The sequence below is a fragment of the uncultured Alistipes sp. genome (assembly GCF_949296715.1).
Lineage (GTDB): Bacteria > Bacteroidota > Bacteroidia > Bacteroidales > Rikenellaceae > Alistipes.
In genome coordinates, this window is sequence record NZ_CASFQD010000018.1 from 73,583 (window position 1) to 79,991 (window position 6,409).

Sequence of the window (6,409 nt, forward strand, 5' to 3'; positions counted from 1 at the left end):
ATTCGGTTTTTTTGAGGTTTCGAATCAGTCTTTGCGTTGCAGGCGGCAGGCGGCCCACAACATGTAGCCGATCAGCACGGCCACGTAGAGCATTCCCGTGTGGGGATTGCCCGAAAGGCGGATGAGCGCTCCGCAGACGGGCCCCGAAACAGCCCCGGCGGCGATGGCCATGATCATCAGGCCGGCCACCTCGTTGGCGTGCTGCGCTTCGGCCTTCGTCGCCACGGCATAGAAGGTGGCGAAGACGCACGCCATGCCGAAGCCGAGCAGCCCGACGGCCGCATAGACCGCCGCCTCGCTGCGCACGAAGAGCAACACGAGGCAGAGCGCCAGCGCCCCGGCCATGTTCCACGCAAGGTATTTCACGTCCGAGATGCGCACGAGCACCCATGCCCCGACGAGCGTACCGACGATGCGGCAGGCATAGAAGCCCGTCGTGGTGAGGATCGAATCGGGGTTGTCGATCAGCCGCACGGAGAGGAAGCCGATGCCCACGTCGGCGGCGATGAAGCACGCCACGCCGAGTGTCGAGAGCAACACGCGGCGGTTGCGCAGCAGGGCGAAGCAGTCGTGCAGCCCGGCGGTATGATCCCGGCGCGGCGGTTCGGCGATCGGGGTCATCCGGAGCCAGATGCCGCCCACGACCGTGAGCGCGGCATAGATGGGCAGCAGCAGACGCCACGAGCCCGTCGCGGCGACAAGGGCCGTGACGATCGGCGCCAGCAGGAGCAGCGACGTATTGCGGAAGATCTGTCCGACGGTCAGGTAGCTGGTCATCCGCTTCGCGGGAACGATCGTCGCCAGCAGCGGGTTGACGGCCACCTGCACGATCGTATTGCCGATACCGAGCAGGCCGAATCCGGCGAAATACCACCCCAGCCCGCAGCCGGGGCCCGCGGCATAGGGCAGCAGCAGCCCCGCGAAGGTGAACAGATAACCCCACAGCGCCGTGGCGCGGCGCCCGATGCGGTTCATCAGGGCGGCGACCGGCGTCGAGAGGATCAGAAACCACAGGAAAACCATCGACGGCAGGAAGCTGACGGCCCCCTGCAGCTCTTCGGGAAACTCGGATGCGATGCGGCCCGTGATGGGCGCCACGATATCGCAGAAGCCCATGATAAAGAAACCCGCAAGCACGGGTCCGAGCACTCGTCCATCCACTTTTTTCACAGTCATTACACGGATACAATTTTTCAAAGTTACGTTTTTTTTCGAAAAAACGACACGCCCGGGGTCATATTTTCCCCTCCGCAGGCAAAAAGCGTGCGCAAGGGCATTTGGATTTGCCCGGAGATTTTCCTATATTTGTCTTGCAATCGCGTTTCCACAATGCTGTTTCTGTCAACATCCATAAACCTGACGCTGCCGATCGAGGACCCGATCCTGAAGTTCCTGCTCATCCTGGTCATCATCCTCGCGGCGCCGCTCATCCTCAACAAGCTCAAGATTCCCTACCTGCTGGGGCTCATCATCGCCGGCGCGGTGATCGGCCCCCACGGACTGAACCTCGTGCTGCGCGACAGCAGCATCATCCTCTCGGGCACGGCCGGACTGCTCTACATCATGTTCCTCTCGGGGCTCGACATGGACATGGCCGACTTCAAGCACAACAGCTGGCGCAGCCTCATATTCGGTCTCTACACCTTCTGCGTGCCGCTCGGGCTCGGCATCCTCGCCGGACACTACCTGCTGGGCTTCCCGATCTACTCGTCGGTCCTGCTCGCCGGGCTCTTCGCCTCGCAGACGCTCATCGCCTACCCCATCGTCAGCAAACTCGGCATCGCCCGCGACAAGTCCGTCACGATCTCCGTGGGCGGCACGGTCATCACCGACACGCTGGCCCTGCTGCTGCTCACGATCGTCGTGGGCATGGCCACGGGCAACGTCGACGACCACTTCTGGTGGCGGCTCGCCCTCTCGGTCGTGCTCTGCATCGTCGTCATCGCAGTGCTCTTCCCGCTGCTGGCGCACTGGTTCTTCAAACACGTCAGCGACAGCATCTCGCAATACATCTTCGTGCTGGCGCTGGTCTTCCTGGGCGCCTACCTCGCCCAGTTGGCCGGTCTCGAACCCATCATCGGCGCCTTCCTCTCGGGCCTGGCCCTCAACCGCCTCATCCCGCGCACGTCGCCCCTGATGAACCGCATCGAGTTCGTCGGCCACGCCATCTTCATCCCCTTCTTCCTGATCGGCGTGGGCATGCTCATCGACTACCGCGCCTTCTTCCGCGACTGGGAGAGCATCGAGGTCGCCGCGGTAATGATCCTGCTCATCACGGCCGCCAAGTACATCGCCGCCTTCCTCACGCAAAAGACCTTCCGCCTGTCGAAGGACCAGCGCACTGTGATCTTCGGGTTGAGCTCGGCGCACGTCGCCGCGACGCTCGCCGCCGTGATGGTGGGCTACAACGTCATCCTCGGCTACACGCCCGAGGGCGAGCCGATCCGGCTCCTGAACGAGAGCGTCCTCAACGGTACGATCCTCATGATCCTGGCCACCTGCACGATTTCGACCTTCGCCACGCAGCGCGGCGCCCACAACATCGCCATGGGCAATGCGCAGGAGAACGACGACGATCGCTCCCGCCGCCAGGAGGAGCACATCCTCATTCCCGTGGCCAACGAACGCTCGGCCGAGGAGCTCGTCGCCTTGAGCATCATGCTCAAGAAGGCCAAGGGCCCCAACGGGCTCTATGCCCTGAACGCCATCGACAACCGGGTCGAGGACCCCAACGTCGAAAAACGGGCCCGGAAGATTCTCGACGCCGCGGCATCGGCCGCCGCCGGGAGCGACATCTACCTGCAAACGCTGCTGCGTTACGACGTGAACATCTCGAACGCCATCGTCAGCGTGGCCCGCGAGCGCAACATCACCGACATCGTCATGGGCATGCACCACATGACGCCCGCCGTGCCGGGCATCGCCGGCATTCCCGTTCCGGCGGGTCCCGCCATCGGACGCATGGCGGCCGACGTGCTGGGCCACAGCAACATCACGACCTATCTCTACCATGCCGAACAGCCGCTGCCGACCGTCAAGCGCCACCTGATCGTCGTACCCGAGAAGGCCGAGAAGGAGGCCGGGTTCCAGATGTGGATGGACCGCATCCACCAGCTGGCCCGCAACTCGGGCGCCAAAGTCATCGTCTTCGCGCCCGAAAGCACGATGCCCTACCTGCGGACGTTCGGCCGCAAGCGCCCGGCGAACATCGACTTCGTGGTCTTCGAGCAGTGGGACGACCTGCCGTCGCTCGAGCACGACCTGCGGCAGGACGACTGCCTGTGGTTCGTCATGAGCCGCCGCGACCGCGTGTCGTACCACCCGGCCATGAGCCGCATCCCGCTCTACCTCGAGCAGCACTTCGCCGGGTACAGCTTCGTGCTGCTCTATCCCGTGCAGGCGGGCACCACCGACAACCGCTATCTGTAATCCGGAACGGTCCCTTCGCGCCCGCCGCAGCCTGTCCGTGCGGCGCACCCTGCCGGAACCCGCCCGGCGCCCGTGCCGCAAGCGGCGGCAAGGCGCCCGTACCGGAAGCCGCAGCAAGGCACCGCAGAAGGCAAAAAAACGGAAAAATTTTTCCGGAAAGCGGAATTACGCTATCTTTGCGCAAAATAGATGGAATTATGAGTCTCGTAGCAATCGTAGGACGCCCGAACGTCGGCAAGAGCACCCTCTTCAACCGGCTCGTGGGCGAACGCAAAGCCATTGTCGATTCGACGGCCGGCACCACGCGCGACCGGCACTACGGCAAGAGCGACTGGAACGGCCGCGAGTTCTCCGTGATCGACACGGGCGGCTACACGGTCAATTCGGACGACATTTTCGAAAACGAAATCCGCCGCCAGGTGCTGCTGGCCATCGACGAGGCGGACGTGATCCTCTTCGTCGTGGAGGTGACGACGGGCATCACCGACCTGGACATGCTCATGGCCGACATCCTGCGGCGCACCTCGAAGAAGGTGATCCTCGTCTGCAACAAGGTCGACAACAACGACCAGATCTACTCCTCGCACGAATTTTACGCCCTCGGGCTGGGCGACCCCTACTGCATCTCGTCGATGTCCGGAAGCGGCACGGGCGACCTGATGGACGCTATCCTCGCGGCGCTGCCCGCCGATACGGCGGCCGAAGAGGAGGAAAACCTGCCGCGTATCACGATCGTCGGGCGCCCCAACGTGGGCAAGTCGTCGATGACCAATGCCCTGCTGGGCGAGGAGCGCAACATCGTGACCTCGATTGCCGGCACGACGCGCGACTCAATCCACACGCGCTACAACAAGTTCGGCATGGACTTCTACCTGGTCGACACGGCCGGCATGCGCAAGAAGGGCAAGACGATGGAGGACCTGGAGTTCTACTCCGTGATGCGGTCGATCCGCGCCATCGAGAGCTCGGATGTCTGCATCCTGATGCTCGACGCCCAGCAGGGGCTCGAGTCGCAGGACCTGAACATCCACAACCTGATCGTCCGCAACCGCAAGGGGTGCGTCATCGTGGTCAACAAGTGGGACCTCGTCGAGAAGGAGAGCAACACGATGAAGGAGTGGACGGAGTTTCTCAAAAAGAAGCTCGCGCCGTTCAACGACATTCCGATCATCTTCACCTCGGTGCTCAACAAGCAGCGCATCCTCGAGGTGCTGCAGACGGCCATCCGCGTCTACCAGTCGCGCAAGCGCCGCATCTCGACCTCGGAGCTGAACGACTACCTGCTGCCGCTCATCGAGAACTACCCGCCCCCCGCCACCAAGGGCAAGTACATCCGCATCAAGTACGTGACGCAGCTGCCGACGCCGACGCCGCAGTTCGCCTTCTTCGTCAACCTGCCCCAGTACATCAAGGAGCCCTACCGCCGCTTCCTCGAGAACAACATCCGCGACCACTGGGACTTTTCGGGCGTGCCGATGCAGATCTACTTCCGCCAGAAATAAGAAATAAGGTGAAAAGTAAAAAGTGAAAAGTAAAAGGTAAAGGACCGGAGGGAACGGGACATTTTCCGGACACCACACGAAAACGGGGAGAGGCTTCAGACCGTCTCCCCGTTGTTTTTTCCGCGCTGGCGGAAGGCGGTGATGCTCTCGCCGTTCATCTTCGTGAAAAAGCGGCTGAAGGCCGCCGTATCCTCATACCCCAGCAGGTAGGCAATCTCCTTGGCGGGCTTCGAGGTGTAGAGCAACAGCCGGCGCGCCTCGGCATTGATGCGGTCGTGGATCACCTCCAGCGGTGAGGGGCGGCCGGACGCGGCAAAGAGGTTCGTGAGCGTCTTGGGCGATCGGTGCAGCATCGCGGCATACTCCTGCACGCGTTTGTGCGTGCGGAAATGGCGGTCCACCAGCAGGTAATACTGCCGCACGGTGTCGAAAAGCCCCTCGCGGTCGCCGCCGTCGGGGAACATGCCCCGGGCGATGCGCGTGCAGAGGATGATGAAGTGCCTGAGCTGCATGCGCAGCATCTCCTCGCGCAGGCCGTCCTCCACCTCGAACTCACGGCGCAGCGCCTCGACGACCTGCCCCAGCGCCTCCGTCTGCGCGGCATCGGGCGCAAGGCACATCACCTCCGACGTGCCGTTGAAGAGGAACCCGCTGCACGAGACCTCGCTCTCCTGACTGAACAGGCAATAGAAGTTGCTGTCGAAAAGCAGGGCGAGGTATTCGCCCGCGGGCTGCAGGTTGTCGATGCGGCGGACCGGCGCAAGGGGCATGAGCTGCCCCTCGCGGAGCGTCATGCGGACATGGTCCACCTCCAGCTGGAGGTCGCCGCGCCGCGCCCAGAGGAACTTGTACAGATCGGCATGGCGCGCCGTCACGCCCCGCTCGTGCAGGCAGTCGCACAGCACAATCCGACCCTGAAGCGGCGTATGGAAAGTCAGTTCCATGATTCTGCGGTTTTTTCTCCTCCCAAAGATAACACGATTCGGGCAAAATGCCGCCTGCCGCACCGTTTTTTCGGAACAGCATCGGCCATCCGCCCATAAAAAACCGGAAGAGCCGAAACTCCTCCGGTCTGAACCGTTATTGTATTGCCCCGTCGGAATGGCTGCCGCTGACCCGGGACGGAACCGTCCCACCGCACGGCGCACCGCATCACGGCCGCGGTCCCTGTCCGGACTTCTCCGAACTTGACCGCCCTCTCCGTCCGGCCCCTCCGGCCTTCTTCAGGTCGGTCCGTGCCCCGACGCGGCCACTTCCGCCCCCGAAGGCGGCAACGTCAGGCCTGCTCCGAACTGCCGCCCGCAGGCTGCGAACCTCCGGACTGCGGCGTTCCGGACTTGTCACCGCCGCGGCGATGACGGCGTCCCCCGCGATGGCGGCGGCGCTTGGCCGGTGCATTCGCGGCCTCGGCGGATGCCGGCGCGGAATTCCCCGCAGAAGCCGGTTCGGCAGCCGGCTGTGGCGCGGCCGGCGTGGCT

At 63.5% G+C, this 6,409-nt stretch carries 4 protein-coding genes; 2 read left to right on the forward strand and 2 right to left on the reverse strand.

Annotated elements, in window-relative coordinates; translation table 11 throughout:
- Nucleotides 1-24 precede the first annotated feature (24 nt).
- Nucleotides 25-1,176, reverse strand: a complete 1,152-nt coding sequence (locus Q1Y33_RS02955) for an MFS transporter (RefSeq protein WP_300798112.1) — start codon at nucleotides 1,174-1,176, stop codon at nucleotides 25-27.
- A 153-nt stretch (nucleotides 1,177-1,329) separates the two neighbouring features.
- Between Q1Y33_RS02955 and Q1Y33_RS02960 the strand changes: the two genes are divergently transcribed.
- A complete protein-coding gene (locus Q1Y33_RS02960) occupies nucleotides 1,330-3,429 on the forward strand; it encodes a cation:proton antiporter (protein ID WP_300798114.1) in 2,100 nt (699 codons plus the stop codon).
- A 194-nt stretch (nucleotides 3,430-3,623) separates the two neighbouring features.
- A complete protein-coding gene (gene der, locus Q1Y33_RS02965) occupies nucleotides 3,624-4,931 on the forward strand; it encodes a ribosome biogenesis GTPase Der (protein ID WP_300798123.1) in 1,308 nt (435 codons plus the stop codon).
- Between the two features lie 95 nt (nucleotides 4,932-5,026).
- On the opposite strand, the gene Q1Y33_RS02970 is transcribed toward der, so the two are convergent.
- Nucleotides 5,027-5,875, reverse strand: coding sequence for a helix-turn-helix domain-containing protein (locus Q1Y33_RS02970; protein WP_300798116.1), 849 nt, complete (start codon nucleotides 5,873-5,875; stop codon nucleotides 5,027-5,029).
- Between the last annotated feature and the right edge of the window lie 534 nt (nucleotides 5,876-6,409).